The following is a 23,344-nucleotide window of genomic DNA, read 5'->3' on the forward strand; positions in this document are numbered from 1 at the left end:
TGGTTCTGGCAGCGGGATCTCGGTGTTCTTGTGCACCAACCTCGGCAACGGGCCGGCAGGCACGCAGACCTGTCCGCAGGAGGGCACGGTCACCGGCACGATCGTCGCTGCCGACGTCGTCGGTCCTGCCTCGCAAGGGATCGCGCCGGTGAGCTCGCCGAGCTGATCGCGGCGATCCGCGCCGGCACCGCGTACGTCAACGTGCACTCGGACGGCTACCCGAACGGTGAGATCCGTGCGCAGCTCCCGGGCAAGAAGCACGCGCACTCCCACCACCACTGAGTCATCGCCCTGACGTCAGGAGACCTCCGGAGGGACCCTGACCACGACCGGCACGCGCTGGACGTGGGTGTTCGCCATGCCCTGGCGGTTCCAGCGCTGCGCGAGCGGCTGCGTACGGCCGTCCGCGTCGGTCGCGCGCACGCACAGCTCGACGTACCCCGGTGTCGCGTGCCAGAGCGCCGACCAGCGCTGCCACGCATACGGCTCCGTGGGCGGGTCGACCTCGGCATCGCGCCAGGTTGCGCCGCCGTCCGTGCTGACCTCGACACGCGTCACCGGTGCGAAGCCGGACCACGCGCGCCCGCTGAGTTCGTGCGTGCCCGCGTCGACGACCCGCGTCCGGGTCTGGAAGTCGGGGAACCCCGGTGGTCGTACGAGGGCGCGCGGCTCGATCCGCGTCACCGGATCGCCAAGGTCGTCGGCCGTCTGCTTGATCCGGTATGCGGTCGCGTTCTGGAACCCCTCGAACGCGTGGTCGAGCACGGTGATCCGTACGAGCCACTTCACCTGGGCCATCCCGTACCAGCCCGGGACAACGAGGCGGGCGGGTGCGCCGTGCTGCGGCGGCAGGGGCGCGCCGTTCATCGTCGTCGCGACGAACGCCTCGCCGTGTGCGACCTCCTCGACCGTCAGCGCCCGCTGGTAGTCCTGCTCGACACCGCGCTCGACGCCGTGGTCCGCACCGGTGAAGACGACCGACGCGGCGCCGGGAAGGAGCCCAGCCAGATCGAGCACGGCGTCGAGCGCGACCCCCGACCAGCGCGCGGTGCCGACCGCCTCGTCGAGCCACGGCTGGCTGATTGGCCGCGGTGACGTCCGGGCGCGCCCGTTGCCGGCGCACTCGAGGGTGACACGGCGTCGTACCGGGCTGCTCGGTACGAGCCGAGTGAGGCCTTCGAGGTCGAGGCTCAGGGGGTGCGCGACGTGGCCGTCGACCTCGAGCCGCCAGGTCGTCGGGTCGATCAACGGGATGTCGTAGTGCACCAGCACGTAGTGAAGCCCCGGCGGGGTCACGTCGAGGTCGAGCATCTCGAGCGGCATGCCGTGGTTGCGGGTCGCGAGCCGGAGCTCGTCGAGCGAGATGGCGTCGTCCTCCGCGAGACGGGCGGGTGGACTCGTGCGGGCGTCGATGCTGGTCATGGCGGGCCCCCTTCCCGCCGTCGTACCACCGACGTGCGTCCGCCGTCCACGCCGATGCACCTTCAATGCGCCGGCGGTCACATGTCGCGGTAGCGCTTGGCCTCGGCGATCTTGGCCTTCAGCTCGTCAGCGGTGAACGGCGCGACGTACGCGGGGGTGTCGCGCTGCGTGCGCCAGCCCTCCGACAACGGGCCAAGGTCGACGACGTCGAATCCCGTACGGTCGATGAACGCCGCGACGGTCGCCTTGGCCTCGGCATCGTCCCCGGCGATCGCCAGGGCGCGGCGGCCCTCGGTGCCGGACGGCTTGGCGTGCTCGCTGATGTGCATCCACGCGATGTGGTTGAACGCCTTGACGACCTTCGACTCCGGCAGGTGCTGCTGGAGGAGCTCGGAGACGGTCGTCGACTCGTCGTCGAGTGCAGCGAACTGGCCGTCGCGCTGGGGGTAGTAGTTGTTGGTGTCGATGACGACCTTGCCGGCCAACGGTTCGACGGGGATGGTCGCGATTGCGGAGAGCGGGGTCGCGACGACGGCCAGGTCCGCAGCCTCTGCCGCGTCCTGGGGCGTGCCGGCGCGCGCCTGGGGCCCGAGCTCGTCGACCAGCTCCTTGAGCGTCTCGGGGCCGCGCGAGTTGCTGAGGACGACGTCGTAGCCCTGCGCGATCGCCGCGCGCGCGACCTGGCTGCCGATGTGGCCTGAACCGATGAGTCCGATGGTGGTCATGAGAGCGGGCAACTCGCGTTCCGGGCGCCGTATTCCGGCGCTGCGTGTCAGGACGCGAGGTGCAGGCGACGGCCGGTCGGTCCGTTGCCTCGAACGATACGCACGGCGCCTCCGGCGGCCTTCGTGCGGGCGACGTCGAAGAGCACCTTGACGGTCTCGGTCGCGTGCGGGCCGACGACGACCTCCTCGTCCGGCCACAGGGCGGGGACGGCGGGCTCGTGCTGGCTGCCGTCTGCGGCAAGGAACACGGCCGGCACCCGTGACACGGCGACCGGGATGTCGTCGCGGTTGGTCACCTCGACATCCGCCACCACGAACACGTGGTTGGGGCTGGGGCGCCGTCCGTCGACGGTGCGGCGCACCATTGACCCGGCCACGCTGAGGTCGATGCCGTACACGCTCGTGCTCCTTCGCTGTCGACCACGGCACCCGTCGGACCGGGTGCTGCTCCTTCACTTCTACAACGTCCGGTCGGAGTCGGCATGACGCGGGTCGGGAGTGTGAATCTGGTCATACCGGTCGAATGGGTATGTCAGGGTACAAGGAACTGGAACCCCGCATCATTCGCAACCCCGGGCTGACCTGCACCGAAGCTCCACACGACGAGCTCGCCGGTGTCGCACGAGATCCGCGCGGTCTGGCGATCGGGGTTGTGGGCGACAGCCGCGACGCCGTTTCTCGTTGCGATCGGACACGAGCCGGTCCTGGGGGAGTGGGGTGTGGAACGTCACACACTAGGCGGCGCCGGTGCCCGTACAGCGGGCCGTTCTTCTCCGCCGACGACGGCGGTACGTGCACGCATGGGGACTCCTCGACGGACGCGGTCGGATGCCGGCCCCGAGATGCCGGTGAAGTCATTGTGGCGTCCGAGGGGGTCGCCCAGCGGTCCTCATGGTCGGGCCTGACGGCGAGAACGACCCGCTGACCCCCTCCGCGCCGATCCCGTTCCCCGACCCCGAGAAGAACCCGTACTTCCGGACAACCGAGCGGCTCGCGCTGCCCGACGGCACGGTCGTGAGCCCGGCTCCGGCGGCGCGGGGTGCCCGCCGACGAGCTCGCGCCGGGCGCCGACGTCAGCGACCTCCTGGAGGCGTCCGTGCGCTTCGACGCCTGAAGCGGTCCGCAGGTCTAGCGTGGCGTCGTGGATCTTGTCCGGTACGGCGTCGTCCTCGTGCTGCTGACCGCCGTCACGCTCGTCGTGATGACGTGGGCCGGAGTGCGGCTGCGCACCGACGCGGTCGTTGCGACGGTCCGCGGGCTCGTCCAGCTCAGCCTGATCTCGCTCGTGATCGCGTGGGCGTTCCGTCACCCCACGGCCGCCGCGGCGCTGCTGGTCGTCATGCTGGCCGCAGCGGCGTTGACGTCGACGCGACGGATCGGGCTCGGGTACGGGGTCTATCCGACGGCGTTGGGCGCGATCGCCTGCGGCGCGACCGTGACGGTGGCTCCGGTGATGGCGCTCGACATCCTCCCGGGCGGCGCCGAGATGGTGGTGCCCTTCGCCGCGCAGGTGATCGGTGGCGCGATGGTTGCCGCATCGCTGTCCGGCCAGCGGCTGCGCGACGACGTCACCGACCGCTGGGGCGAGGTCGAGGCCGGTCTCGCGATCGGGCTGACCCCGCGACAGTCGGTGTCGGAGTTCGGGCCTCGCGCGGTCGCGCGGGCGCTGACGCCGGGCCTCGACCAGACCCGGGCCGCCGGCCTGGTCACGTTGCCGGGTGCCTACGTCGGCCTGCTGCTCGGCGGCGCCACTCCGTACGAGGCCGCGCTCGTGCAGACCCTGGTCCTTGTCGGCCTGCTCGCCGCTCAGAGCATCTCGGCCGCGACCACCGTGCTGGGCTTGTCCGGCCGGCTCGGGGAACGACGCCCGGAGGCTGCCACTGCCTGAGCCCGTTCAGGTGCGCCGAAAGCACCGCTCGTACAGTGCCTCGACCTCGCCGGCGAGCTCGGGCACCGGGCCTTCGACCGGGAGCTCGGGAGCGACCGTGGTGATCGGCAGCGGCGCGACCGGTGAAGGCGGGACACCCCAGCTCGCGAGGAGCTCGGCCAGCCGGGTGCCCGCGACGACGAACACGATCCGTTGGAGCCCCGCCCATGCGTGGGCGCCCGCGCACATCGCGCAGTGTTCGCCGGAGGTGTAGACCGTGCAGCCCGCACGTGTCTCCGGTGAGAGCTGCGCGGCGGCCCACTGGGCGATCGCCAGCTCAGGGTGGCGCGTGTGGTCGCCGTCCTTCTCGCGGTTGTGGTCCTCGAAGAGGACGTGGCCGCTCGCGTCGACGAGGACCGAGCCGAACGGTTCGTTGCCCTCGGCAAGGCCGGTCGCGGCGAGCTCGACACAGCGTCGCAGGTGCTGGAGGTCGTCGTCGGAGAGTGCGCTCATCGCCCTAGTCTCACCCGTCGTCGGGTTCAGGCGACGACCGCCATGAGGACTGCGCCGACGGCCATGAGGAAGACAGCCACGCCGGCAGCGAGGATCGGCGCCGTCCACGCGGTGAGCCCGCCGCGGATGCGCGCCACGATGCGCCACACCGCGACGGCCCACAGAATCGTCAGCGCACCCACCAACGTCCAGGCGACGAACCGTGGCCCGACCGGGGCGTGGGCGCAGCGGCCGGACGTGTCGCCGAGGCACGGGCTCGACCCGAGGCCGAGCCACGCGGCGATTCCGCCGAGCACCACGACCAGCGCCGAGAAGCCGACGAGAAGCACTGCTGTCGCTGTGAGGTCGGCTGCGCGGATCGCGGGCGAGGTCGACGGCTCCGAGGTCATGCGGGCCACGATGTCATGGGAGTGGCCGGTTCCGGCCACTGGCTGGATTTCATTCGGGATTACAGCAGCCGACGTGCCAGACCGACCCAGCCAGTCCTCTCTCAGCCGCCGGATCGGCTGGCCAGGCGTCGAGCAGACCTTCGCCGACCCGGCGAGCCGGTAATGCCGGGGTGAACTACGTCGAGGTCGAGGTCGCGACCACGCTGTTCAACCGGATGCGCACGGCGCAGCCCGACGTCTTCGGCGCGGCCGGCCGCGTACGGACGGGGCTGGTCGGTCCGGTGCGCCTGCTGCCGTACGGCGAGGTCACGCTCGAGGCCTGAGGAGCAGCGCGAGGCAGTGGCCTTACACCATAAGGACGCTCTAGTTTGGTTGGCCTGAACGTCCCCAAGAAGGAGGCACGTCCGTGCAGGTCGCTGTGGTCACCGGAAACCCGAAGGTCGGATCGCGCACGCTCGACGCGGCGATCGTGCTCGCGAGCAGGCTGGCCGGGCGAGCACCGGACCACGTCGTGGACGTCGCGACGCTCGGGCCGGGGCTCCTCGGCTGGGGTGACCCGGCCGTCGAGGCGGCCGTCGACACGGTGGCGTCGAGCGACCTGGTCGTCGTCGCGAGCCCGACGTTCAAGGCGACGTACAGCGGGATCTTGAAGGTCTTCCTCGACCAGTTCGCCACCGGGTCGGGGCTGGCCGGCGTGGTGGCGGTGCCCCTCATGCTGGGCGCCGGACCCGCCCACGCGCTCGCGCCCGAGCTGCTCCTGCGGCCGGTCCTGGTGGAGCTGGGCGCCACCGTCGTGGCGCCGGGGACCTATCTCCAGGAGAGCCGGTACGACGACCCGTCGGCGTTCGACACGTACGTCGCACGATGGGCGCCGTCGGTCCTCGCGCTCGCCGACTCGGCTGTCCGCGCGTGACGGGCTGATTTCAGGGGGTGCGCTCCGCGCCGGCGCCCGCCAGACTGCGGCACATGCACCAGGCGAACGTGGCGCGGCGCGCGCGCACCTCACGGACGGGCATCGGCCTCCTCCTCACCCTCACGCTCACCGGTACGGCGCTGGTCGCCGGGACCGCGACCACGGCGTTCGCTGCTCCGGCGGCCAAGCCGTACGTCCTCCAGGGCGGCGTCTCCGCCCCTGTCTACGACTACGCGGACGCGATCCGCGAGACCGTCTGGGTGATCGCGCCCGACTTCGACGGCGATGGCGAGAAGGACAAGATCGCTGCCGACATCGTGCGGCCGCGTGAGCTCGACACCAGGGGCGTGGACGTCCCGATCGTCATGGACGCGAGCCCGTACTACACGAGCCTGTGCCGCGGCAACGAGTCGGAGTGCAAGACCTTCGACGCCGAGGGCAACCTCGAGAAGTTCCCGCTCTTCTACGACAACTACTTCGTGCCGCGCGGCTACGCGTACGTCGCTGCCGACGTCGCCGGCACGTCGCGCTCGAACGGCTGCGTCGACACCGGCGGGAAGTCCGACATCGGTTCGATCAAGGCCGTCGTCGAGTGGCTCAACGGCAACGCCGAGGCCGTCGACGCCGCCGGCAACCCGGTCGAGGCCGACTGGTCCAACGGCAAGACCGGCATGATCGGGAAGTCGTACGACGGCACGATCGCCAACGGCGTCGCGGCCACCGGCGTGAAGGGCCTGGAGACGATCGTGCCGATCAGCGCGATCAGCTCCTGGTACGACTACAGCCGCTCGCAGGGGCTCCCGTACAGCTGGAACTACTCGAGCGGACTCGCCGCCCGGGTCGCGACGAACCGCACGCAGCCCCAGGACTGCTCGGCGACGCTGCAGCGGATGAACGACGAGGACGCCGACGAGACCGGCGAGCACAACGCCTTCTGGGACGAGCGCAACTACCGCGACGCAGGTGCGCTGAACGCCGAGAAGGTGAAGGCGAGCGTCTTCATCTACCACGGGCTGCAGGACACCAACGTCAAGACGCGGCACTTCTCGACCTGGTGGGAGGAGCTCGGCAAGGCGGGGGTCATCCGCAAGATGTGGCTGAGCCGCGTCGGGCACGTAGACCCGTTCGACATCGACCGCGACGAGTGGGTCAGCACGCTACACCGCTGGTTCGACCACGAGCTGATGGGGATCAAGAACACGATCCTGCGTGAGCCGCGGGTGTCGGTGGAGACGAAGCCGAACCACTGGGTCGACTCGCACACGTGGCCGGCGCGACTCACGACCACGACGCTGCGCCCGCAGGCCGACGGTGGGCTGCGTCTGCTGCCGGCGAAGGGCTCGCAGACGTGGGTCAACTCCGCGAGCCAGCGTGAGAACGCTGCGGTCGCCGAAGGCGCCAACGCCAACCGCCTCCTGTACGCCACCAACCCGCTGCTCGCCGACGCCCGGATGAGCGGTTCGTTGGTCGCGAAGCTGAGGGTGACGTCCGAGGTGCCGACGGGTCAGGTGGGCGTCATGCTCGTCGACTACGGCGAGGCCGAGCGCGTCCTCACGACTGGCGACGGCGCGTCCACGACGACCACCGAGACATGCACGGGTGAGTCGACGCCGGCCGACGACGGGTGCTATTTCACGATGGCGCGCAACGTCGGCACGACACCGCTGCAGATCCTCGGTCGCGGGTGGGCGCGTCTCGACGGTGCGGGCACGCACGACGTGACGGTGACGCTCGATCCGGACGACGCGGTCGTCAAGAAGGGGCACCGCCTCGGCGTCGTCGTCGTGGGCGCGGCGAACGGCCGCGTACGGAACATCGACACGACCGCGTCGACGTACTCGCTGGATCTGACGAAGTCGAGCTTCGCTCTGCCGGGTCTGGCGCTGCCGCAGCCGACGTGGCCGGCGGGCTGGGACTGGCTGCCGAAGCGCAGCGACCTCGCACCGTCCGGCGAGCGCGCTCTCCCCGCCCTCCTCGACGACTGACCGTCCCGTCCCCGATTTGGGCGTTCAACCACCGAGTGCGGCATCCGATTCGGTAGCGAAATGCCCACATCGGGGACGGAGGCGGGTGGCCGGAAGCGGTCCCCGTCCCGTCGATCCCGTGGCGCTTGTGGGGCGCCGCACCCGTCGCCGGACGAGTCAGGCGCTGGCTACCACCGGCTCCAGCTGGCAGAGCTCGAGGTCTATCCGCCGAGTCGCGAGATGAGGTCGGACTTCGACATGCGGGAGTAGCCCTTCACCCCTCTGGTCTGCGCCGCCTTGCGGAGCTGGGCAACGGTCATGGAGGTGTACGAGCCGTCGCTCGCGGCGACGGTCGTCTTCGCGGTCGCCTTGGCTGGTGCCTTCTTGGCCGTCGCCCTCTTGGCTGGTGCCTTCTTGGCGGTCGCCCTCTTGGCTGGTGCCTTCTTGGCAGCCGACCTCTTCGCCGTCGACCTCTTCGCGGTCGACCTCTTGGCGGTCGACCTCTTCGCTGCCGGCGCAGTGCCGGCCGCGGAGTCCCGACGGACCGACGTGTGCAGGCGCTCGATCTCGTCGCGTGCTGCGTCGGCGCTCTCGGCGATCTGACGCTGAGCGGACTTCGTCGCCTTGCGGATCGTCTTCTTGGCATCGACCCGCGCCTTGTCGGCATCCTTGCGTGCCTTCTTGAGCCGACTCGTCGCGTCGTCGAGCGCCTTCTCCAGATCGGCGACGCGCTTGCGCACCTGGACCTCGACCTTGCTGGGCTTCGTGTTCTTCGCCACGGTTCCTCCTCGATGAGACGTCGGGGCACCGTCAGCGTAGGCGCGTTCCTGACCGTGCGCCCTCCGGCAGCACCTCATACTGCGCGAACGTCCGCGTGAACGACGCCGCCCCGGAGGCGAGCGACCGGAGGTCGACCGAGTACGTGAGCAGCTCCGTCGCAGGCACCGCTGCCCGGACGATGCTCCGTCCACTCTCCGACCCGGCATCGGTCGCCTGCACACGTCCGCGGCGTGACGAGAGGTCCTCGAGGATGGCGCCGAGGTGCTGGTCCGGGACGTCCACGGCGACCTCGTCCACCGGCTCCAGCAAGATCACCCGCGCGCTCGCAGCGGCATCCTTGAGCGCCATCGCGCCTGCGGCCTGGAAGGCAGCGTCCGAGGAGTCCACGCTGTGCGACTTGCCGCCGGTGAGGGTGACGCGCACGTCGACGACGGGGCACCCTTCGGCGAGGCCGCGCTCCAGCTGTGTGCGTACGCCCTTCTCGACGCTGGGGATGAACTGCCGCGGCACGGCGCCGCCGACCACCTTGTCGACGAACGAGAAGCCGCCCCCTCGGGGGAGCGGCTCCACCTCGATCTCGCAGACCGCGTACTGCCCGTGCCCGCCGGACTGCTTCACATGCCGTCCGTGCCCCTTTGCAGGTCCGGTGAACGTCTCGCGCAGCGCCACCCGTACGGGCTCGGTCTCGACGTCTGCACCGCCCTCGCGCAGCCGCGACAGCACGACGTCTGCATGGGACTCGCCCATGCACCACAGGACGAGCTGGCCGGTCTCCGCATTGCGCTCGAGGCGCAGCGTCGGGTCGGCGGCGACGAGGCGGGCGAGGTTGCGCGACAGGGTGTCCTCGTCCCGCCGGGTCTTGGCGACGACCGCGATCGGCAGCATCGGCTCGGGCATCGGCCACGGATGGATGAGCAGCGGGTCGTCGGGGGAGGAGAGCGTGTCCCCGGTCTCTGCCGAGCCCGCCTTGGTGATCGCGCAGATGTCGCCGGCGACCGCGTACGGCACCTCGGTGAGCGTGCCCCCGAGCGGTGAGTAGACGTGCGCGACGCGTTCGTCGTCGTCATGGTCCTCGTGCCCGCGGTCTGCCATGCCGTGGCCGGAGACGTGCACGGTGTCGTCCGGCCGGAGCGTCCCGGAGAACACCCTCAGCAGCGAGACGCGGCCGACGTACGCGTCGACCTCTGTATGGATGACCTCCGCGGCGAACGGCCCGCTCGGGTCGGGCGCAAGCGGGGCGTGGTTGCGGCCGCGCGGGTCGGTGGCGACCGGGAGCGGGCGCTCGCGTGGTGACGGGAACGCCCGGGGGAGCGCGTCGAGGAGGTCGGCGATGCCCACCCCCGTCAGCGACGAGACGAGGAAGACCGGGAAGAGGGTCCCGCGGGTGACGGCCGTCTCGAGGTCGCGGATGAGCACGTCGGCCTCGACAGGTTCGCCCGCGAGGTAGCGCTCCATGAGCGCCTCGTCCTCGCTCTCGGCGATCACCGCCTCGATGAGCGAGTCGCGGTCGGGTCGTACACGGTCGAGGTCGGCCTCGTCGGGCGTGACGAGTGTCCGTTTCCCGTCGGCGTAGACCGAACGGCGGAGGCTGATGAGCCCGATCAGGCCGTCAGGGTCCAGCTCGTAGACCGGGTGCACGCCCTCGCCGAGGTCCCCTCGTAGGCTCGCCAGCGCCGCATCGACGGCTGCGCGCTGGTGATCGATCCGAGCGATGACCAGCGCGCGAGGCATGCCGGCCGCCGCGCACTCGTCCCACACCGCGCGCGTCGCGACGTCGACCTCCTCGGTCGCCGAGACGACGAAGAGCGCGGAGTCGGCCGCGCGCATCCCCGCGCGCAGCTCACCGACGAAGTCGGCGTACCCGGGCGTGTCGACGAGGTTGACCTTCGTCGCCTCGTGCGCGAGCGGCGCGACCGAGAGCCCGACCGTACGGTGCTGGCGCACGGCCGCGGGGTCGTGGTCGCCGACGCTCGTCCCCGCATCGACGGACCCTGCGCGAGAGATCGTGCCGGACGCTGCCAGCAGTGCCTCGACGAGCGTCGTCTTGCCCGAGCCCGAAGGTCCGACGACGGCAATGTTGCGGATGTCACTCGGGTCGGTCGTCGTCAGCGGTGGTGCACCGCTGCCGCGTCTGCGACCCTCATCGGTCCCCCTCGCGCCCATTGACGCCACCCCGCTCGACCTCGTCCGTCGTTTCTCTAGGGTCGATCACACTCCCGCAGCGCGTCGAGGGCAAGTGGGGTGCGACGGAATTGATCAGGACGCGTGGTGTCCGGCGGCACCAGGGGGAACGCAGCCCTTGTGCGTCACGCCATCGCGCGGTCGGCCGAGGGCTCGTCCGTGCGGTCGGCACTGCTCGCGAACTGGGTCCGATAGAGGTCGGCGTAGGTGCCACCGCCCGCGAGAAGCTCGGCGTGCGTCCCGCTCTCGACGACTCGTCCGCCATCGAGGACGAGGATCAGGTCGGCATTCCGGATCGTCGAGAGGCGGTGCGCGATGACGAGCGAGGTGCAGCGCGATAACGCCTCGTCGAGCGCAGCCTGGACGGCCGCCTCCGACTCGGAGTCGAGGTGGGCCGTGGCCTCGTCGAGGACGACGAACGCGGGCTCCTTGAGCAGCATCCTGGCGATCGCGAGACGTTGACGCTCCCCGCCGGACAGTCGGTAGCCGCGGTCGCCGACGACCGTCTCGAGGCCGCTCGGGAGCGACGCTACGAGCTCCCACACGTGGGCCCGGCGCAGCGCCGTCTCGAGCTCGGCATCGGTGGCGTCCGGCTTGGCGTAGCGGAGGTTCGCCGCGATCGTGTCGTGGAAGAGGTGCGCCTCCTGGGTCACGACACCGACCGCGTCGTGCAGCGACCGCTGGGTCACGTTGCGGAGGTCGGCACCCGCGATCCGGACAGCACCCGCCGTGGGGTCGTACATGCGTGTCGCGAGCTGAGAGATCGTGGTCTTGCCGGCACCGGAGTGACCGACGAGCGCGACGGTGGCACCGGCGGGCACGGCAAAGCTCACGTCGTGCAGGGTGTCGGTGACCGGGTCGTTGCCCAGCGTCGCCACGTCCTCGAGCGACGCGAGCGAGACCTCCGACGCGGCGGGATAGCGGAAGGCGACACCGTCGAGCTCGAGCGTCGCGCCGTTGCGCGCCAGGTCGTCGGCGAGGTCGTGCGCATCCGGGGCGTCAGCGACCATCGGTTCGAGGTCGAGCACCTCGAGGACGCGCTCGAAGCTGACCAAGGCGGTCATCACGTCGACCTGGACGTTGGACATCGCGGTGATCGGGCCGTACAGGCGGCCGAGGTACGCCGTGAGTGCGACGACCATGCCGACCGTCAGGGACCCTCCGATCGCCATCAGGCCGCCGGCGCCGTAGACGATCGCGGTGCCGACGGCGGCCACGGCCGTGAGCCCGGCCCGGAAGTACGTGCCGAGCACCGCAGCACGGACACCGATGTCGCGGACGCGCCCGGCCTTGCCGGCGAAGTCCGCGGACTCGGCCGCCGGGTGGCCGTACACCTTGACCAGGTGCGCCCCCGCCACATTGAAGCGCTCGTTCATCATCTGCGCGACGTCGGCGTTGAGCGCATAGCGCTCGCGGGTGATCCCGGCGAGCTTGCGGCCGACCCAGCGCGCGGGCAGGACAAAGGCAGGCAGGAGGACGAGAGAGACGAGGGTGAGCTGCCACGACATCGTGATCATCGCCGCGAGCGTGAAGACGATCGTGAGCGAGTTGCTGACGACATTCGAGAGTGTCGAGGTGAAGGCTTGCTGAGCACCCAGGACGTCGCCGTTGAGCCGCTGGACCAGCGCGCCGGTGCGGGCACGAGAGAAGAACGCGAGCGGCATCTGCTGGACGTGGTCGAAGACGGCGGTCCGCAGGTCGAAGATCAGACGCTCTCCGATGCGTGCGGACACCCAGGTCTGGAGGACCGTGAGGACGGCGCCGACGAGGGCGAGGGCGGCGATGACGAGAGCGAGGGTGACCACCAGTCCGCGGTCGCCGCCGGTGATGCCGTCGTCGATGAGGTCGCGGACGAGCAGCGGGGTCAGTGCGCCTGCGGCGGCGGCGATGGCGATGATGACGAGGAAGATCGCGAGCTGGCCGCGTTGGGGTTTGGCGAAGGCGAGGACGCGGCGCATCGTGTCTCGGTGGAGTGTGTGCTTCGCGACCGAGGAGTCTTGGGTGAAGGAGCGGCGGCCACCGCCGCGGGCTCCGGAGGGAGAACCGAGTTCCATGGGAGACCTCCTGTTCCGTACGGGTCTCTACCAGAGGTGAGTCTAGTTCACTATCTGGGAGACACAAAGTCATTAAGGCTCACGGTAGGATCGGGCCATGGCGACCGAAGGCCCGACGGGGGCTGAGTTCCTCTCTGTGCTGCACGCGGCGATGCGTGCGGTCCGATGCGAGGCCGACGCCCAGATGGGCGAGCAGGCGGTGGCGCCCGGCCAGATGCGCATGCTGCGTGCACTTGCGCGCGCGGGGGGCGAGGCGCGTCCCGGCGAGCTGGCCGAGGCGCTCGGCGTGAGCCCGCGGTCCGTGACATCGAAGGTCGACGCGGCCGAGCGTGCCGGCGACGTCGTGCGCAGTCCCGACCCGCGTGACCGGCGTGCGACGCTCGTCACGCTCACGCCGGCAGGTCGCGCCACCCTCGAGCGGCTCGGCCGGCTGCGCGCAAGCGGAGCTGGCGGACTCCTGCAGCACCTGTCCGCAGACGAGCAGCGCGATCTCGTCCGGCTCCTCGAGAAGGTCGCCGGCGAGCGCGTCTGCTGACTACTCGGCGCCCCTCTCGGCCGCGGCGACCTCGGCGCGTGCATCGGCCACCGCGTCCTGCGCCTGGCGCGCGGCCTGCTCTACTGCCGCTGCCGGGTCTGTCGACGTCGGCCCTGGTGCCGGACGGCCGTCGACCGCCGCGACCGCCTCTTCCTCGTGCGGTGTCCCGCCGAACGCCTCCGTCACCGCCCGTACGGCCTGGGTGAGCTCACCGGGAATCACCCAGAATGTGCTGTGCTCGCCGCCGGCGAGCTGCGGAAGCATCTCGAGGTACTTGTACGCCAGCACCTTCGGATCGGCGTCGTTCTGGTGCACGGCCTGGAAGACGCGCTCGAGCGCAGTCGCTTCGCCGTCGGCCCGCAGGATCGCGGCCTGCCGGTCGCCCTGCGCGACGAGGATCTCCTGCTGACGCGTGCCCTCTGCCGTGAGGATCTTGGCCTGCCGCTCGCCCTCGGCATGGAGGATCAGTGCCCGCTTGTCACGCTCGGCACGCATCTGCTTCTCCATCGCCTCCTTGATCGTCGACGGCGGGTCGATCGCCTTGATCTCGACCCGGTTGACGCGGATCCCCCACTTGCCTGTCGCGTCGTCGAGGACGTTGCGGAGCCGCGTGTTGATCTCCTCGCGTGACGTGAGCGTCCGCTCGAGGTCCATCGACCCGATGACGTTGCGCAAGGTGGTCACCGTGAGCTGGTCGATCGCCTGGAGGTAGTTCGCCACCTCGTACGCGGCTGCCCGGGGATCGGTGATCTGGTAATAGAGGACGGTGTCGATGTTGACCACGAGGTTGTCCTCGGTGATCACCGGCTGCGGCCGCGACGACAGCACCTGCTCGCGCACGTCGAGCTTGGTGTTGATCCGGTCCGCGACCGGGATGATGAAGTTCAGGCCCGGCTGCAGCGTGGTCCGGTAGCGCCCGAAGCGCTCGACGTTGAAGCGACGTGCTTGCGGCACCACACGCACGGTCGAAAGCACGGCGAAGGCGACGACGACCGCCGCCACGATGATCGGGACCGCCAGCTCCATCACGTCTCCCACCTGTGCACGATCGCGGTCGCACCGTCGATCTCGATCACGTCCACCCGTTCCCCTGCGGGGATCACGGCGCTTGAGTCGTACGCGCGCGCCGACCACTCCTCGCCCGAGAGACGGACCAGCCCGTGCAAGGCGGTGACCTCCTGGGTCACGATGCCGGTGCGTCCGACCAGCGCCTCGCTCCCGTCGCGCAGCAGCGGCGGCTGAGTCAGGTGGCGCCGGGCGACCGGGCGTACGACCAGGAGGGTGGCTGCTGCGGTCACGGTGAAGGCGAGGAGCTGCATGGACAGGGGTCCGTCCACTCCCGCGACGATGGCCGCGACGAGCGCCGCGACGGCGAGCAGGCCGAGGGCGAAGGTCAGGGTGAAGAATTCGGCGACGGCCAGGCCGATGGCCACGGTCAGCCACACGAACCACGGCATGTGCGCACACCTCCCCGTCCTGCCGGGGGTGCACTCGACTGTACTCCGCGCGCGTGTGGACTCCCACGTTTCCCAGGCGCGAGCGACCCGCCGGCATGGTTGAGCCGCTCGCGCCCGAGGGATGCGCGCGAGCGGCTCAAGGGGTGTCACGGACCCGGGAGGGGGAGCCTGGGCCCGTGACGCTTGGAGGTCACGGGATCGGGTCGGGGTTACGGCGGGGGGCACGTTGATCCCGACCCCGTGACACATGTGAGACGAGGGGGCGTGTCCGTTATGACGTGGTTCAGGTGGTGATCTAGGTCACTCGTCCAAGAACGGCGTCAGTCGACGTAGAGATCGAGGATCTCGCCGAGGTGGTCGCGCTGCGCGCTGCGGCGGCCGGCACCCTTGGCGCTCGCCGCGGTCAGCGCCGCGATGACGCCGATGAGCAGGCTCAGGCTCGGCGGGGAGCTGTCGTACGAGACCCCGGCCGGCGGGACGAGCACGACGTCCGCGCCGACGTCGGCCAGCGGTGCGTCGGGTGCGTCGGTGATGACGAGGAGCCGGCCGCCGGCCTCATGGAATGCGGTGGCGATGTCGATCGTGTACTTGCGATAGCGCTGGATCGAGAACGCGACCATGACGTCGGAGCTGCGCACGTCGCTCAGCACGTCGATCGGCCGGATGATCGTGCCGTCGACGAGGTGGACGTTGGCGAGGCTCGCGCTGAGGTCGAGTGCGAGGAGCGAGGCGTACGCGAACGACTTCGTGGCGCCGATGATGAAGCGCCGGCGCGCTCCGACGATCTGCGCGGCCATCTCTTCGACGCCGGGATCGGTCAACGCCCAGTCGAGCATCGCGTCGAGCTGTCGACGCTGATCCTCGACGAGGCGTCGCTTCAGCAGGGCCGAGGATCGCCGTTGCGGACGGGCGGTCGCGTCGTCGCTCATCCGTACTCTCCTGTGGGGTGAGGGTGCACCTGGATCGTAAACCGTGCGGTGAAGAGCAAGGGCAGGAATGGCTGATCCGCCGAGGGAGAACTCGCGCGGTCGCGCGACCTGGGGAAAGTCGTGGCTGCCACCTCGTCCTGTGGAGGACGCCCGTCAGGCCGGCGCCACGCCCCTACCGTCGAGGTCTCGTCGTCGACCGAAGGAGACCACCATGTCCGCAGTCCTTGTCCAGCACCGCCGTCACCGTCGTCGCGCCGACGTTGCAGACGGTCCAGACACGGCCGAAGGGCTACGCGGGTCGGCCTACTGGAGCCTGTGGGGTCAGCGACATTTCCCGTGGGCGCTGCTCGATGACGGGTCCCCGGTGCTTCTGCTCGAGTCGTGGTCCAGCGGCTCCCGACTCACCTGGATGGTCGAGGCACGCGACGTGCTCCGCGTGCAGGTGTCGAGCCGGCTCGAGGCTGTCGACGCCGTCTCCGCCTGGTCGGGTGAGCGTCCCGAGGACGTCGAGGCCTCCGATTACCTGCGTGCGAGCGCCGTCGAGTCGGGGGTCGTGCTCGGATGGCGGCCGTCACCGGTCGCGTGGGTGGGAGTGCCACGGCCCGACGGGCTCCGCATCGAGCGCAACGGGTGGGCGGTCGCACGGACGGACGACCTGCGCGCGTGGGGCGTCGGCCTCGCACCGTGAGCGGTGTGCGTGATCCTGGACACGTGCCCTGGATCGTGCGGTAGAAACGTCGCATGCTCTCGACACCTCCGCCGGGCGCCGCGGCCGAGCCTCTCGCTCCGTCGGTCCGGCGTGGCTACGCGCTCGGCTCCGTCGCGACCGGCACGTTCGGCACCGTCCCCGGCCTGCTGCTCCTTCCCTACCTCACCGACACCCTGGGCGTGGCAGCCGGGATCGCCGGCGTCATGGTCTTCGCGCCGAAGGCGTGGGACGTCTTCCTCAACCCGGTGGCGGGCCGGATCAGCGACAGGTCGACGAGTCCACGCGGGCGGCGCAGGCCGTTCCTGCTGCGTGCCGGTCTCCTGCTCGCGGTGACCTTCGCGCTCATCTTCGCCGGGCCGTCGGAGCCGACCTGGCTCGCCGGCGCCTGGGTGGTCGTGATGTTCCTGGCGTGCGCGAGCGCCTACGCGTTCTTCCAGGTGCCGTACGTCGCGATGCCCGCCGAGATGACCCTCGACTACGACGAGCGTACGAGACTGATGACGTGGCGGGTCATCGTTCTGGCGCTCGCCATCTTGTTGTCGGGGGCGACGGCTCCCATGGTCGTCGACGCGGTGGGCGAGGCGACCTCCGAGGCCACCGGCTACCGCGTGATGGGTGTCTACATCGGGCTGATCCTCGTCGTGGGGGTGCTCGGCGCCTACCTCGGCACCCGTCGTGCGCCCGATCACGGGATGGCGAGCCCGTCCGGCAGTCTCCGTGAGCAGTTGCGCCTGGTCGGACAGTCGACGGATTTCCGCAACCTCCTCATCACGTTCGTCCTCCAGGCGCTCGGCGTCGGGGCGATGCTCGCGGGCGTCGCCTACGTCGCCTCTCACCTGCTCGACGGTGGCGGGGCGTCGACCTTCCTCTTCGTGGCGTTCGTCGGACCCGCGCTCGTCGTCACCCCGCTCTGGGAGCGTGTCGCCGCGCGCCGCGGCAAGCGTCACGGCTACGTCCTCGCGACCGGATTCCTCGTGGTGGGGTCGATCGGCCTGCTCGTCGCCGTGACGGGGACGGCGTGGGCGGCGTACATCGCGGCCGCGTTCGTCGGGATCGGCTATGCCGGTGCGCAGGTCTTCCCGATGGCGATGGTTCCCGACGTCGCGGCCGAGCACGCCGCACGCACGGGCGAGAACCGCATCGGCGTCTTCACCGGCGTCTGGACCGCGGGCGAGACGTTGGGCCTCGCGCTCGGGCCGGGCCTGTACGCCCTCGTGCTGTCCCTCGGCGGCTATGTGTCCTCGCGCGGCGGTGAGGATGTCGCGCAGCCCGACTCGGCGCTGACCGCCATCGCGATTGGCTTCTCCGTCGTGCCCGCTGTCCTCGTGGCACTGAGCCTCCTGTGGCTGCGCCGCTACACCCTCGACGACCGTGTCCACACGGTCGCCACCGCTGCCATCACCCCAGACCACCCGCCCGAGGAGCCGACCCCATGACCACTGACCGCACCGTCGACGACGTCCTGAGCCGCCTCCTCGCGCTGCGTGCCGACGACCTCCCGACCCATGGCGGACGCACGCTCGCCTACGTGTACGACTCCGGCATCGCCGAGGCCGACACGCTCGGCAGAGAGGCGCTCGCGGCCTACGGGGCGACGAACGGTCTCGACCCGACCGCGTTCCCGAGCCTGCTCGCGATGGAGCGCGACCTCGTCGCCTTCGCGCGACCGCTCTTCCACGCCCCGCCGACCGCAGTCGGCACGGTGACGTCGGGCGGTACGGAGTCGATCCTCCTCGCCGTGCAGACCGCCCGCGACGCACACCCCGACGTCGCACGCCCGGTGATGGTGGTCCCGACGACGATCCACGCGGCGTTCCACAAGGCTGCGCACTACTTCGGTGTCGAGCGGGTGAGCGTCCCTGTCGATCCGCAGACCTTCCGGGCCGACCCCGCATCGATGGTCGCCGCACTCGAGACGTACGCCGACCGTGTCGTCCTCGTCGCAGCGAGCGCGCCCTCGTACGCCCACGGGGTCGTCGACCCTATCCCTCAGATCGCGTCTGCTGCGGCGGCGCGAGGCGTCCGCTTCCACGTCGACGCCTGCATCGGGGGCTGGGTCCTGCCGTGGCTCGAGCGCGACGGTCTGGTCGCGACCCCGTGGGACTTCGCGGTCGAGGGCGTCACGAGCATCTCCGCGGACCTCCACAAGTACGCCTACACGCCCAAGGGTGTCTCGCTGCTGCTGCACCGCACCCCACAGCTCCGGCGCCCCCAGTTCTTCGCCAGCGCCGACTGGCCCGGCTACACCATGCTCAACGCGACGATGCAGTCGACGAAGTCCGGCGGCCCGCTCGCCGCGGCGTGGGCGGTCGTCTCCTACCTGGGCGACGAGGGCTACCACGTCCTCGCCCGACGCGCCTACGACGGCACGCGCGCGCTCGCTGCGGGTGTCGCCGAGATCGCCCACCTGCGGTTGGCGTCAGCACCTGACACGACTCTCGTGGCCGTGAGCACCGACGAGGCGTGCGACGTCTTCACGCTCAGCGACGCGATGCTCGACCGCGGGTGGTTCGTGCAGCCGCAGATGGCGTACGGCGAGCTCCCGCCGACCTTGCACCTGACCGTCTCGGCAGCGACGGCCGACCTTGTCCCGGAGTTCCTCAACACGCTGCGTGATGCCGTGACCGAAGCCGTGGCCACCGGTCCTGTCGTCATCGACCCTCAGCTGCGGGCGGCGGCACAGGCTCTCGATCCCGCGACGCTGGACGACGCCGCGTTCGACGGCCTGCTGGCGTTGGCGGGGCTGGCTGGCGACGACGGTGCGGTCGGCGTGCCCGCACGGATGGCCCCGGTCAACGCACTCCTCGATGTGGCGCCCCCTGCGCTGCGCGAGGCACTGATGGTCGCGTTCCTCGACCGGCTGACGCGCTGAAGGCCAGGAGCGTCAGTAGGCGCGGTGGCGGCCGGCGGGCGGCGACTCGGCACGCTCGCGGAGCTCGGCCGCGAGGTCGTCACGGGTGCTCACCACGATCGGGGCCGCAGAGCCCGGGATGAGCGCCGCAGGGTCGTCCGGCAGCTCGACCTCGATGTCGACGGCTTCGCTGACCCGGTATGGCATCGCCCCGAGGACACCGCCCAGGGTCCGCCGCAGCCTCGACATCTCGGCCCGTACGGTCACTGTACGGGCGGCGTTGCCGAAGAGATCGTTGGCGAGCTCGGACGCCGAGCGGCCGTCGGGGTTGCGCACCAGCGACAGAAGGATCTCGGAGTGCCGGGGGGAGAGGGCATGGCTCCAGGAGCCGCTCGGCCCCGTCACCTCGACGATCGCCGGGGTGCGGGTGAGGTCGAGACGGACACGGGTCGTCGGCTCGTGGTCGGAGCCGTCGTGGGCGAGCCGCAGGAGCCACCCGTCCGGCACGGGCTCGGCGATGACGTTGCCGAGGGTCGGCAGCCAGAGCGACCCAGGCTCGATCTCGCGAGGGAGGTCCACCCGTGGCGGTGGCTCGGTGCCGACGGCGGCGGCGCAGATCCCGTCGCGGGTCACGGCCAGCGCGGGGCCTCCGAGCCGTGCGAGCATCGGTGCGGCGTAGGTGCGGAGCCGGTCGGCGTTGTCGTGGTAGCGCTGGCGCAGCTGAGCCTCGGCGAGCTGTGCGGCCATCACGACGTGGGGGAGTGCGAGCGGGTTGACGCTGGGGTTGCGATAGCTGAGGTCGACCACGCCGATCTGGTCGCCGGTCAGGGGGTCGCGCACAGGCGCGGCCGCGCACGACCACGGGAGGTGGTCCTCGGCGTAGTGCTCGGCAGCATGGATGCCGACCGGAACACCCTCGACGAGCGCGGTCCCGATCGCGTTGGTCCCCACGTTGCCCTCGGCCCAGGTCGCACCGGGGACCATCCCGAGCTCGTCGGCGTGGCGGCGCAGGGGCCCGGAGCCGGCCCGCCACAGGATGCGGGCGTCGGCAGAGGTGATCGCGAGCAGCATGCCTGCGGAGTTGACCGCGCCGCGCAAGAGGTCGCTGAGCTGGTCGACCATCGGGCGCAGCGCGCTGGCCGCGCGTTCGGCCTCGACCTCGGCGGCAGCGACCGGCGGCTCCGGCGGTGTGCCGTCCGGGGTGAGCCCGAGCGTCCTGGTGCGGTCCCATGAGGCACGAACGAGGGCGCGCGGCTCGTGCTCGGGCGAGCGTCCGGCGAGGACGTCAGAGCGGATGCGGTAGAGGCTGCGAAGATCGATACCCGACGTCGAAGCCTCAGTACGCGGAGCGGTCATCCTCACCCCCCGGGTCGCCGTGCCCTCCTCGCAGACCCCACCGTACGGCCTGGAGGAAGCAGAGCCCAGCCTTTGACACAACCTTTGTCCGTGTCGTGGGCAAGGTCTGCCGACAACAGTTGCAACCCCGCTGCAACCCTTGCCACGCGCGCGGAGGGTGGCTGGGATGGCTGTACGTCCCGCACCATCTGGTCGCGGACGTGGCCCGGGGACCAGTTCTCGGGCGATCTGGTCGACGTCCTGCTCGCTCCGCTGCGGGGGTACGGAGCGCGCAAGAGGTCGACACGAGCGAGGGCCCCGACACCATCCGGTGTCGGGGCCCTCGTCAGAAGTCTCGTGGAGAGACGACTTCTCAGATGGCGCGAACGTTCTCCGCCTGCGGGCCCTTCTGGCCCTGGGTGACGTCGAACTCGACGCGCTGGTTCTCGGCCAGCGTGCGGAAGCCGTTCCCAGTGATTGCGGTGTAGTGGACGAACACGTCGTCACCGCCACCGTCTTGCGCGATGAAGCCGAAGCCCTTCTCGTCGTTGAACCACTTCACGGTGCCTTGCGACATTTCTTGCTCTTTCGTCGAACTGTGGAGCCGGCCGTTGCCGACCCCCGTGCATGTTGTTCCACCGCCACACGTTCGTGGTGGTGTGCCCGACGCAGGTAAGACAAACGCGCCAACGGTCGAACCGAAGGCGCGGAGTTTCACCTGCGCTGAACCGAACAACTTCTTCCAGAACCCTAGCAGGTCGGTGGGTGCTCGCGCCGAGCTGCGACACGCGGTTCGGGGCTGGTTCGAGTGGCGTCCACCGAGCGCCGCGCGAATGATCGGTGAGCGAAGTCGAACCTCGTGAGGGTCGGCGGGACGGAGTGCTCATGACCAGCCGACAGCCGCGCCGACGTGAGGGTCGCGCAGGACGCCGCACGAGGCGACCCCGGCTGAGCTCGTGGTCCGACAACGCCCTGCGCGGCCGCCGTACGAGGCCCCTCGGGACCGGTCAGGAGAAGCCGGTCGACAGGGTGGTCTTCGGAGTCACCTCCGTTATCGCGATCGCCTTCGTGGTGTGGGGAGCGGTCGGCACGGACTCGCTGAGCACGGTCGCCAACGAGTCGCAGAACTGGGTCATCCGCAACACCGGCTGGTTCTACGTCCTCGTTGCCAGCTACTTCGTCGTGTACGTCATCTGGCTCGCCGCGTCGCGCTACGGGCGCATCCCGCTCGGCGCCGACGACTCCCAGCCGGAGTTCAAGACGGTCTCGTGGATCGCGATGATGTTCAGCGCCGGTATGGGCATCGGTCTGATGTTCTTCGGGGTCGCCGAGCCGCTGTCGCACTACGTGTCGCCGCCACCGGGCACCGCCACCCCAGAGACGGCCGAGGCGATGCGGACCGCCATGGCGACCACGATGTTCCACTGGGGACTGCATCCGTGGGCGATCTATGCGGTGGTCGGCATCGCGATCGCGTACAGCACGTTCCGGCGCTCGCGGTCCCAGCTCGTGTCCTCGGTCTTCCGCCCGTTGCTCGGGGCCCGCTCGGAAGGCCCGGCAGGCAAGGTCATCGACATCCTCGCGATCTTTGCCACACTCTTCGGGTCGGCCGTCTCGCTCGGGCTCGGTGCGCTCCAGATCGGCGCGGGCATGGAGTTCCTCGACTGGACGGGGCCGGTGGGGGAGCCCGTGCTGGTCGGCATCATCGCCGTGCTCACCGTCGCCTTCGTGGCGTCGGCCGTCTCCGGCATCGAGCGCGGCATCCAGTGGCTGGCCAACACCAACATGGTGCTTGCCGTGTCGCTGGCGGTGTTCGTGTTCGTCGTCGGCCCGACGCTCCTGATCCTCAACGTGGTGCCCGAGACGATCGGTGCCTACCTCGGCGACATGGCTGAGATGGCCTCGCGGACAGATGCCGCCGGCGGGGTGGCGATGGAGGACTGGCTGGCCAGGTGGACGATCTTCTACTGGGCGTGGTGGATCTCCTGGACGCCGTTCGTCGGGCTCTTCATCGCCCGGATCAGCAAGGGGCGCACGATCCGCCAGTTCGTCACCGGCGTCCTCCTGGTCCCGACGCTCATCAGCCTGGTCTGGTTCTCGATCTTCGGGGCGGCCGGCATCCACGAGCAGGATGTCACCGGGGCCCTGACCAACAGCGATGGCGCCGTCGAGAGCGACTTCACGCTCTTCCAGCTGCTCGACCAGTTCCCGCTGGCCACGGTCACGTCCGTGCTTGTCATGGTCCTGGTCGCGATCTTCTTCGTGTCCGGGGCGGACGCCGCGTCGATCGTGATGGGCAGCCTCTCGCAGCACGGGGCCGTCGAGCCCGGCAGGGGGGTCGTCGTCTTCTGGGGTGTCGCCACCGGCTCGGTCGCGGCGATCATGCTGATCCTCGGCGGCCGGAACGCGTTGGACGGTCTGCAGAGCATCACGGTCGTCACCTCGTTGCCGTTCGCCGTCATCATGGTGCTGATCACGTACGCGCTGTGGGTCGACCTGCGCAGCGATGCCCTCACCGTCCGTGGCGACATCGCCGCCGAGCTCGTCCAGGAGGCTGTCGAGTCCGGGATCGAGCAGCACGGGGCCGACTTCGTCATCTCGACCGAGCCGGCCGAGCGCGAGCCCCACACGCGCGAGCCCGACAAGCGCGACCCCGACGAGGACCCGCCAGAAGCGAACCCCTGAGCGGGAATCACGGTGCCGTGGGAACCGTTGCCCCC

At 70.4% G+C, this 23,344-nt stretch carries 24 protein-coding genes; 11 read left to right on the forward strand and 13 right to left on the reverse strand.

The features are described 5' to 3' along the window. The first annotated feature begins 22 nt into the window (after positions 1 to 22). The gene (locus ACFSDF_RS18225) at positions 23 to 166 is read left to right on the forward strand and encodes a hypothetical protein (RefSeq protein ID WP_243842951.1); all 144 of its coding nucleotides are present in this window, start codon (positions 23 to 25) and stop codon (positions 164 to 166) included. A gap of 8 nt (positions 167 to 174) precedes the next feature. Continuing rightward, positions 175 to 282, forward strand: a complete 108-nt coding sequence (locus ACFSDF_RS18230) for a CHRD domain-containing protein (RefSeq protein WP_377159076.1) — start codon at positions 175 to 177, stop codon at positions 280 to 282. A gap of 15 nt (positions 283 to 297) precedes the next feature. On the opposite strand, the gene ACFSDF_RS18235 is transcribed toward ACFSDF_RS18230, so the two are convergent. The 3 genes from ACFSDF_RS18235 to ACFSDF_RS18245 form a co-directional block, all read right to left on the reverse strand. After that, entirely contained in the window at positions 298 to 1,422 is a 1,125-nt protein-coding gene (locus ACFSDF_RS18235) for a sulfite oxidase (RefSeq protein ID WP_167003167.1), read from the reverse strand. A gap of 77 nt (positions 1,423 to 1,499) precedes the next feature. Continuing rightward, positions 1,500 to 2,147, reverse strand: a complete 648-nt coding sequence (locus ACFSDF_RS18240) for an NADPH-dependent F420 reductase (RefSeq protein ID WP_167003165.1) — start codon at positions 2,145 to 2,147, stop codon at positions 1,500 to 1,502. Positions 2,148 to 2,194: 47 nt separating this feature from the next. Beyond that, positions 2,195 to 2,545, reverse strand: a complete 351-nt coding sequence (locus ACFSDF_RS18245; protein WP_167003163.1) for a hypothetical protein — start codon at positions 2,543 to 2,545, stop codon at positions 2,195 to 2,197. Between the two features lie 743 nt (positions 2,546 to 3,288). Here ACFSDF_RS18245 and ACFSDF_RS18250 point away from each other — a divergent pair. Continuing rightward, on the forward strand, positions 3,289 to 4,035 hold the full coding sequence (locus ACFSDF_RS18250) for an ABC transporter permease (protein ID WP_167003161.1): 747 nt from the start codon (positions 3,289 to 3,291) through the stop codon (positions 4,033 to 4,035). Positions 4,036 to 4,041: 6 nt separating this feature from the next. Here ACFSDF_RS18250 and ACFSDF_RS18255 read toward each other — a convergent pair whose 3' ends face one another. Both ACFSDF_RS18255 and ACFSDF_RS18260 read right to left on the reverse strand, forming a co-directional pair. Then, positions 4,042 to 4,527, reverse strand: a complete 486-nt coding sequence (locus ACFSDF_RS18255) for a nucleoside deaminase (protein WP_167003159.1) — start codon at positions 4,525 to 4,527, stop codon at positions 4,042 to 4,044. A 26-nt stretch (positions 4,528 to 4,553) separates the two neighbouring features. Continuing rightward, a complete protein-coding gene (locus ACFSDF_RS18260; RefSeq protein WP_167003157.1) occupies positions 4,554 to 4,916 on the reverse strand; it encodes a hypothetical protein in 363 nt (120 codons plus the stop codon). Positions 4,917 to 5,086: 170 nt separating this feature from the next. On the opposite strand from ACFSDF_RS18260, the gene ACFSDF_RS18265 reads away from it, so the two are divergent. The 3 genes from ACFSDF_RS18265 to ACFSDF_RS18275 all read left to right on the forward strand — a co-directional run bounded on the left by ACFSDF_RS18265 (position 5,087) and on the right by ACFSDF_RS18275 (position 7,814). Continuing rightward, positions 5,087 to 5,239, forward strand: coding sequence for a hypothetical protein (locus tag ACFSDF_RS18265; protein ID WP_167003156.1), 153 nt, complete (start codon positions 5,087 to 5,089; stop codon positions 5,237 to 5,239). An 83-nt stretch (positions 5,240 to 5,322) separates the two neighbouring features. After that, entirely contained in the window at positions 5,323 to 5,829 is a 507-nt protein-coding gene (locus tag ACFSDF_RS18270; protein ID WP_167003154.1) for an NADPH-dependent FMN reductase, read from the forward strand. A gap of 53 nt (positions 5,830 to 5,882) precedes the next feature. Next, positions 5,883 to 7,814 (forward strand): CocE/NonD family hydrolase, encoded by a 1,932-nt coding sequence (locus tag ACFSDF_RS18275; RefSeq protein WP_167003152.1) that lies wholly within the window; start codon positions 5,883 to 5,885, stop codon positions 7,812 to 7,814. Positions 7,815 to 8,014: 200 nt separating this feature from the next. Here the strand turns inward: ACFSDF_RS18275 and ACFSDF_RS18280 are convergent, their stop codons facing one another. The 3 genes from ACFSDF_RS18280 to ACFSDF_RS18290 form a co-directional block, all read right to left on the reverse strand. Then, positions 8,015 to 8,572 (reverse strand): Rho termination factor N-terminal domain-containing protein, encoded by a 558-nt coding sequence (locus ACFSDF_RS18280; RefSeq protein ID WP_377158640.1) that lies wholly within the window; start codon positions 8,570 to 8,572, stop codon positions 8,015 to 8,017. A gap of 31 nt (positions 8,573 to 8,603) precedes the next feature. After that, positions 8,604 to 10,736: an elongation factor G-like protein EF-G2 gene (locus ACFSDF_RS18285; RefSeq protein WP_377158642.1), complete on the reverse strand. Its 2,133-nt coding sequence runs from the start codon at positions 10,734 to 10,736 to the stop codon at positions 8,604 to 8,606. Positions 10,737 to 10,879: 143 nt separating this feature from the next. Further along, positions 10,880 to 12,712, reverse strand: a complete 1,833-nt coding sequence (locus tag ACFSDF_RS18290) for an ABC transporter ATP-binding protein (RefSeq protein ID WP_377158644.1) — start codon at positions 12,710 to 12,712, stop codon at positions 10,880 to 10,882. 193 nt (positions 12,713 to 12,905) lie between these two features. On the opposite strand from ACFSDF_RS18290, the gene ACFSDF_RS18295 reads away from it, so the two are divergent. After that, complete coding sequence (locus ACFSDF_RS18295) at positions 12,906 to 13,343, forward strand: MarR family winged helix-turn-helix transcriptional regulator (protein WP_167003144.1); 438 nt, start codon at positions 12,906 to 12,908, stop codon at positions 13,341 to 13,343. Here the strand turns inward: ACFSDF_RS18295 and ACFSDF_RS18300 are convergent, their stop codons facing one another. The 3 genes from ACFSDF_RS18300 to ACFSDF_RS18310 all read right to left on the reverse strand — a co-directional run bounded on the left by ACFSDF_RS18300 (position 13,344) and on the right by ACFSDF_RS18310 (position 15,729). Further along, positions 13,344 to 14,381 (reverse strand): SPFH domain-containing protein, encoded by a 1,038-nt coding sequence (locus tag ACFSDF_RS18300; protein WP_377158646.1) that lies wholly within the window; start codon positions 14,379 to 14,381, stop codon positions 13,344 to 13,346. Continuing rightward, positions 14,369 to 14,800: an NfeD family protein gene (locus ACFSDF_RS18305; RefSeq protein WP_167250678.1), complete on the reverse strand. Its 432-nt coding sequence runs from the start codon at positions 14,798 to 14,800 to the stop codon at positions 14,369 to 14,371. Before ACFSDF_RS18305 ends, ACFSDF_RS18300 begins: the two co-directional genes overlap by 13 nt. A gap of 320 nt (positions 14,801 to 15,120) precedes the next feature. Further along, positions 15,121 to 15,729 carry a MurR/RpiR family transcriptional regulator gene (locus ACFSDF_RS18310; protein WP_377158648.1) on the reverse strand — a complete coding sequence of 203 codons (609 nt, stop codon included), beginning with the start codon at positions 15,727 to 15,729 and terminating at the stop codon, positions 15,121 to 15,123. Positions 15,730 to 15,940: 211 nt separating this feature from the next. Here ACFSDF_RS18310 and ACFSDF_RS18315 point away from each other — a divergent pair, with 211 nt between their 5' ends. The 3 genes from ACFSDF_RS18315 to ACFSDF_RS18325 are packed head-to-tail and all read left to right on the forward strand — an operon-like array spanning position 15,941 to position 19,310. Beyond that, positions 15,941 to 16,417, forward strand: a complete 477-nt coding sequence (locus ACFSDF_RS18315; RefSeq protein ID WP_377158650.1) for a hypothetical protein — start codon at positions 15,941 to 15,943, stop codon at positions 16,415 to 16,417. Positions 16,418 to 16,470: 53 nt separating this feature from the next. Then, complete coding sequence (locus ACFSDF_RS18320) at positions 16,471 to 17,874, forward strand: MFS transporter (protein WP_377158652.1); 1,404 nt, start codon at positions 16,471 to 16,473, stop codon at positions 17,872 to 17,874. Beyond that, the gene (locus ACFSDF_RS18325; RefSeq protein ID WP_167250682.1) at positions 17,871 to 19,310 is read left to right on the forward strand and encodes a pyridoxal phosphate-dependent decarboxylase family protein; all 1,440 of its coding nucleotides are present in this window, start codon (positions 17,871 to 17,873) and stop codon (positions 19,308 to 19,310) included. Before ACFSDF_RS18320 ends, ACFSDF_RS18325 begins: the two co-directional genes overlap by 4 nt. A gap of 12 nt (positions 19,311 to 19,322) precedes the next feature. Here the strand turns inward: ACFSDF_RS18325 and ACFSDF_RS18330 are convergent, their stop codons facing one another. Next, a complete protein-coding gene (locus ACFSDF_RS18330; RefSeq protein ID WP_167003132.1) occupies positions 19,323 to 20,645 on the reverse strand; it encodes a helix-turn-helix domain-containing protein in 1,323 nt (440 codons plus the stop codon). Between the two features lie 352 nt (positions 20,646 to 20,997). After that, positions 20,998 to 21,201 (reverse strand): cold-shock protein, encoded by a 204-nt coding sequence (locus ACFSDF_RS18335; protein ID WP_139105401.1) that lies wholly within the window; start codon positions 21,199 to 21,201, stop codon positions 20,998 to 21,000. A gap of 308 nt (positions 21,202 to 21,509) precedes the next feature. Between ACFSDF_RS18335 and ACFSDF_RS18340 the strand changes: the two genes are divergently transcribed. Beyond that, on the forward strand, positions 21,510 to 23,309 hold the full coding sequence (locus tag ACFSDF_RS18340) for a BCCT family transporter (RefSeq protein ID WP_377158655.1): 1,800 nt from the start codon (positions 21,510 to 21,512) through the stop codon (positions 23,307 to 23,309). Positions 23,310 to 23,344 lie beyond the last annotated feature (35 nt).

The sequence above is a fragment of the Mumia zhuanghuii genome (assembly GCF_042681565.1).
Lineage (GTDB): Bacteria > Actinomycetota > Actinomycetes > Propionibacteriales > Nocardioidaceae > Mumia.

What these genes read in the sequence shown, in the direction of transcription:
- ACFSDF_RS18235 (WP_167003167.1), bottom strand. Translation starts at nt 1,422, where the DNA reads ATGACCAGCATCGACGCCCGCACGAGTCCACCCGCCCGTCTCGCGGAG.
- ACFSDF_RS18260 (WP_167003157.1), bottom strand. Translation starts at nt 4,916, where the DNA reads ATGACCTCGGAGCCGTCGACCTCGCCCGCGATCCGCGCAGCCGACCTC.
- ACFSDF_RS18285 (WP_377158642.1), bottom strand. Translation starts at nt 10,736, where the DNA reads ATGGGCGCGAGGGGGACCGATGAGGGTCGCAGACGCGGCAGCGGTGCA.
- ACFSDF_RS18305 (WP_167250678.1), bottom strand. Translation starts at nt 14,800, where the DNA reads ATGCCGTGGTTCGTGTGGCTGACCGTGGCCATCGGCCTGGCCGTCGCC.
- ACFSDF_RS18315 (WP_377158650.1), top strand. Translation starts at nt 15,941, where the DNA reads ATGTCCGCAGTCCTTGTCCAGCACCGCCGTCACCGTCGTCGCGCCGAC.
- ACFSDF_RS18335 (WP_139105401.1), bottom strand. Translation starts at nt 21,201, where the DNA reads ATGTCGCAAGGCACCGTGAAGTGGTTCAACGACGAGAAGGGCTTCGGC.
- ACFSDF_RS18320 (WP_377158652.1), top strand. Translation starts at nt 16,471, where the DNA reads ATGCTCTCGACACCTCCGCCGGGCGCCGCGGCCGAGCCTCTCGCTCCG.
- ACFSDF_RS18310 (WP_377158648.1), bottom strand. Translation starts at nt 15,729, where the DNA reads ATGAGCGACGACGCGACCGCCCGTCCGCAACGGCGATCCTCGGCCCTG.
- ACFSDF_RS18275 (WP_167003152.1), top strand. Translation starts at nt 5,883, where the DNA reads ATGCACCAGGCGAACGTGGCGCGGCGCGCGCGCACCTCACGGACGGGC.
- ACFSDF_RS18240 (WP_167003165.1), bottom strand. Translation starts at nt 2,147, where the DNA reads ATGACCACCATCGGACTCATCGGTTCAGGCCACATCGGCAGCCAGGTC.
- ACFSDF_RS18325 (WP_167250682.1), top strand. Translation starts at nt 17,871, where the DNA reads ATGACCACTGACCGCACCGTCGACGACGTCCTGAGCCGCCTCCTCGCG.
- ACFSDF_RS18255 (WP_167003159.1), bottom strand. Translation starts at nt 4,527, where the DNA reads ATGAGCGCACTCTCCGACGACGACCTCCAGCACCTGCGACGCTGTGTC.
- ACFSDF_RS18340 (WP_377158655.1), top strand. Translation starts at nt 21,510, where the DNA reads ATGACCAGCCGACAGCCGCGCCGACGTGAGGGTCGCGCAGGACGCCGC.
- ACFSDF_RS18330 (WP_167003132.1), bottom strand. Translation starts at nt 20,645, where the DNA reads ATGACCGCTCCGCGTACTGAGGCTTCGACGTCGGGTATCGATCTTCGC.
- ACFSDF_RS18295 (WP_167003144.1), top strand. Translation starts at nt 12,906, where the DNA reads ATGGCGACCGAAGGCCCGACGGGGGCTGAGTTCCTCTCTGTGCTGCAC.
- ACFSDF_RS18290 (WP_377158644.1), bottom strand. Translation starts at nt 12,712, where the DNA reads ATGCGCCGCGTCCTCGCCTTCGCCAAACCCCAACGCGGCCAGCTCGCG.